Origin of the sequence: Rhodococcus sp. EPR-157, assembly GCF_001647195.1 — a bacterium.
Lineage (GTDB): Bacteria > Actinomycetota > Actinomycetes > Mycobacteriales > Mycobacteriaceae > Rhodococcoides.
Genome location: NZ_LVCV01000496.1, coordinates 1 through 3930, shown reverse-complemented (window position 1 = coordinate 3930; position 3930 = coordinate 1). Strand labels below are relative to the sequence as shown.

Below are 3930 nucleotides of genomic sequence, written 5' to 3'. Positions count from 1 at the left end.
GTCGCCATCGACCGCAGGACGGAGATCGGGACTCCGGTAGTCCAGTCGTCGGCGCCGAGGGGTTCGGGCAGACGCGCATCGCGAACACGACGGGTCAGGTCGTCGAGCTCGGACTGCGGGACGTCGACAACAAATGGGGAGGGAGGAGCAGTGATTGTCATGAACTCATCGTGCAGTTCATCGCGGACAGTTACGGTCCTGAATCACTCGTGCTCCCCGCCTCACCTCATTCGGGCACCTTTGACGTCAGAAGAGGCCCGTTCCCCCGACACGAGCCACATCGCATATCCATACCGCCACGGGGTTGCGTAGGTGGGGTTGAGGTCAAAGGTCTACGCTCTAACGGCAAATGTTCATGCGCAACCTCTGTTTCATCACAGGCTCCTCGATGAGTAGCCCTCACGGGTCGCGAGCGTTGGTGAGGTCAGACAGTTCCGCCAGATCCAATTGTGACAGCCACGTGACACCGAGCCAAGCGCGGAGACGACTATTCAACAAGGAGACCGACCCTGAGCTGCACAGATGCGAATATGTGCTGTCGGAGGGCATACCATCCGACGCAGATCTGAAATCCGCTGCCTCAGTTGTCCACTCAGATACATGGAAGGCCACTGACGTCCACGCTACCACCCGAAAACCACTGTCCTGGTCCAGAAATCTGGATCCACATGGACTTACGTGCCCCCAGTCGGACTCGAACCGACACTGTGCGGATTTTAAGTCCCTGGAAGTGGATCCAGACGCACTTCCCTGGACTCGATAGTTTGTTATGTTGCAACGGTTTTCGTCCATTGTGGACCAATGCGATACAGGTACGAATGTACCCACTTGTGACACCCTCGTGACACCGAACCTCCGTCGCTTCTCCGACGTCGGACAGTCCTGGCCGATTACACACAGCCACGGCATTGGGTGCACGGGGATCAGGAACGCTGTCACGACCCCTGCACGGACTTGTGACAAGAGGAACGCCTCGCATTCACACTCGACGCGATCGCTACTATCACCGCGCTACATAGATCACCATCGAATTTGGCGCGCTAACACGGCGGATTTAAGCCCTGCACATCTAGGCGCTGTCTCGCAGCGCGAACTCTTCTCGCGCGCGCTGCAGCCGGCGATCACATTGAGCATCGCTAGAGATTCGATGGAAGGCGTAACGCTGGCCGTGGCCGCCGTCAGAGAGCCGGAATCCCAGTGCGCTGAGCAGATCCGCTTCAGTGTCGATAGCAGTCAGCAGGATTGGGTCCAGTTCTGAGGCGGCGAGTGCCGTGCGGACGTCCGGGATGTTCTCGTAGAAGGCAATGCGTTTGCCCCAATGTGCCGCGATGTAATCGTTCCAGTTCTGTCTCGAGTGGCTCGACAGAGCTGATAAATCGGGCGTCGGGCTAGAGTTATATGCGGCGACGTATGCAAGGTGCTTGGTCAGCCAATCTTGCGTTGACATAACGGCGTCGTGAAACTTCTCAACGTCTGAGTTGGCCGGGTCGACCAAGGCATTCATGAGTTCGCAGTTCAGCCAGAACATTGCGTCGTCGGTGTAATCGACGTCTCCGGTCAATGCGACCGGATACGCAAGGTCAGCGAGCGCACGCTCAATCCGAAGTTCATCAATGGCCAGGGCGCCGAGGCACATCAGCTGCCAACGCCACTCGGAGTCAACGAGGTGCTGGCGGCCTCTCAGTCCCTCGCCGCGTTTGCCGAGTTTGACGTGGCCGGCCTCATGGGCCGCGAGCCTCTCCAGTAGGAGGCTGTCACGGTTGCGAAGTTCGGGTGCGTTGAAGACGATGACGTCGCCTGCAGGTGTATGGATCGTCTTAGCAGCGACGATTCCCGCTCCCCTGCCGGCTGAGTAGGCGGGGTTCTCGGTGAGTCGCTGAACGGTGTCGACGAAGTCATCGACGATCGCGACCCGTGCGTCCGGCTCTGACATTGCAGTCAACCCCGCTTCAATCGCGGTCAGTTGATCCTCGCGGAAACCTACACCAGTGACCTCAGCTTGCATTTGGCACCCACTCCGTTCACCGGGCCCGAAGCTGACGCTCCAGGGTTCGGTGTTCAGCATAGGTTTGGGCAACGACAAGACCTGCGGCGTTAGTTCCCGCCCGACAGATCGGGAGGCGAGTACCGAGCCTCCTACTAACACCCGCCTGTTGCAGAGGCATGGGAAACAAGACCAGACAGCGAGACCGTTCGTGATTCTCATCAACTGCTTACTGAGGGCGCTAGCAAATCGGTGGGCGGCCGCAGACTACTACCACACCGGCCCGTGACTCCACCAAGACCGAGCTAGTTGCGAGGGTGACAGCGCTCATCGAAATTCCCCACTAGCGCTCACTGAAATTCCCCACCCGTGTGGCACGCCAACGAGGGCGGGTCTCCGACGAAGCCGATGGTCTCTGACCACACACCAGCGATCCGAGGTTTCCTTCGTGTCGGTGGCCGTTGGCATAATTCGCGGATACCTACTGGGATGCACCGGCCCGGTGACGGAGATCGGAGAAGCGTGGCGGACGAGACAGCACCTGGCAGTACGGGTCAGACAGGACGAGATCAATACCTGCTTGCTCAGGTGCGAGAAGCATTCGGGCGCGTGGTTTACAGTCACAAAACCCGAGAGAAGCAGGCTGACATCTGCTTCACGAAGCACCGGCGGCAGCAGGGAGTCCTTGTCGCCCTTACGGCTATTAGCTCAGGAACCTTCCTGGTCGCAGTGGTCGGCCTCTTCGGAAACCCGGTCCTGGCCAGCCTGACGACGTCGTCCATTGCGCTTCTAGTGACCTGGATGAGCCTCGGCGCGAGAACCTTCAAGTTCGCGGACGAGTCCGACGCCCATCGCGTCGTTGCCACCCAGCTCTGGGGTGTCCGTGAGTCCTACATCTCCTTGATCTCCGACTTGATGTCCGGTGGCAACTCCCATGAGCAAGCAAGGACGCGGCGCGACGAGCTCCAAGAGGCCACGAGCGCCGCCTATGCTGATGCGCCGAGGACGACCGCAAAGGCCTACACGCGCGCTCAAAAGGGGCTCAAGCATAACGAAGAGATGACTTTCACACCCCGGGAGATCGACCTGTTCCTCCCCGAAGCACTTCGCCTCAATCCCGGCGAGGTGCGGCCGTGAAGACGTCCGAGGTCTTCGACGGTCTACTTGCGAACCTTAAGGTCTGCGTCACGGAGACCACGGTCGGTTCACGGCGGGACGAGATCACCAAGTCGCTGAACAAGGACTTCCGGTCCAAAGACGGTGACACCGCCCACAAGCTGATGGTGGGCTCCTACGGCCGTCACACCGCCATCAAGGGCGTCTCCGATCTCGACATGATCTACATCCTTCCTCCGAGCATCCGGGGCGACTATGACAGCGAGTCTGGCCCGCGGAGAATGTTGGAACGCGTCCGGAACGACCTGAAGGCACGCTACTCGAACACTGACATTCGCGTCGATCAGTGCGTCGTGCGCGTGCAATTCCAAAGCAACGCCTTCAAGTTCGAGGTCCAGCCGGCGTTCACGAACGCTGACGGCAGTTTCGACTATCCGGACACGGTGACGGGAAGTTGGAAGGTCACCAAGCCTCGTGCCGAGATCGAGGCGACAAGGGAGTGCAACGGTCGCACCTCGACGAACATGCGCCATCTCGCGAGAATGGCCCGAGCGTGGAAAAACGCTAACGGCGTAGGTATGGGCGGCCTGCTCATCGACACCCTGGTTCACCGGTTCTTTGCCCAGACGAACGAATACGACTCGGCCGGCACCGGGTCGTTCGACTTGATGGTCCGCGACTTCTTCAGGTTCCTCATGGAGGAACCGGACAAGGACTTCTACTTGGCGTTGGGCAGCAACTGATCGGCCCAGGGATTTCGGACAGTGGACCCGCTTAGAATAGGGATCTACTGAAATGAGTCCGACCAGCATGAGCAGATCACGGCGATC

Annotated in this window: 4 protein-coding genes; 2 read left to right on the top strand and 2 right to left on the bottom strand. The window is 59.4% G+C overall.

What is annotated here, in order from left to right; genetic code table 11:
• Together A2J03_RS30690 and A2J03_RS22370 are read right to left on the bottom strand one after the other, a co-directional pair.
• A partial coding sequence (locus tag A2J03_RS30690; RefSeq protein WP_197480916.1) for an epoxide hydrolase N-terminal domain-containing protein occupies positions 1 to 161 on the bottom strand: 161 nt, incomplete at its 3' end.
• A 908-nt stretch (positions 162 to 1069) separates the two neighbouring features.
• Positions 1070 to 2005 carry a hypothetical protein gene (locus tag A2J03_RS22370; protein ID WP_068378370.1) on the bottom strand — a complete coding sequence of 312 codons (936 nt, stop codon included), beginning with the start codon at positions 2003 to 2005 and terminating at the stop codon, positions 1070 to 1072.
• Positions 2006 to 2506: 501 nt separating this feature from the next.
• Here A2J03_RS22370 and A2J03_RS22365 point away from each other — a divergent pair.
• Together A2J03_RS22365 and A2J03_RS22360 are read left to right on the top strand one after the other, a co-directional pair.
• On the top strand, positions 2507 to 3121 hold the full coding sequence (locus A2J03_RS22365; RefSeq protein ID WP_068378368.1) for an SLATT domain-containing protein: 615 nt from the start codon (positions 2507 to 2509) through the stop codon (positions 3119 to 3121).
• Entirely contained in the window at positions 3118 to 3843 is a 726-nt protein-coding gene (locus tag A2J03_RS22360) for an SMODS domain-containing nucleotidyltransferase (RefSeq protein WP_197480915.1), read from the top strand. Before A2J03_RS22365 ends, A2J03_RS22360 begins: the two co-directional genes overlap by 4 nt.
• Positions 3844 to 3930 lie beyond the last annotated feature (87 nt).

Excerpts from the sequence above, each read along its gene's own strand:
- A2J03_RS22370 (WP_068378370.1), bottom strand. The coding sequence starts at position 2,005 with ATGCAAGCTGAGGTCACTGGTGTAGGTTTCCGCGAGGATCAACTGACC.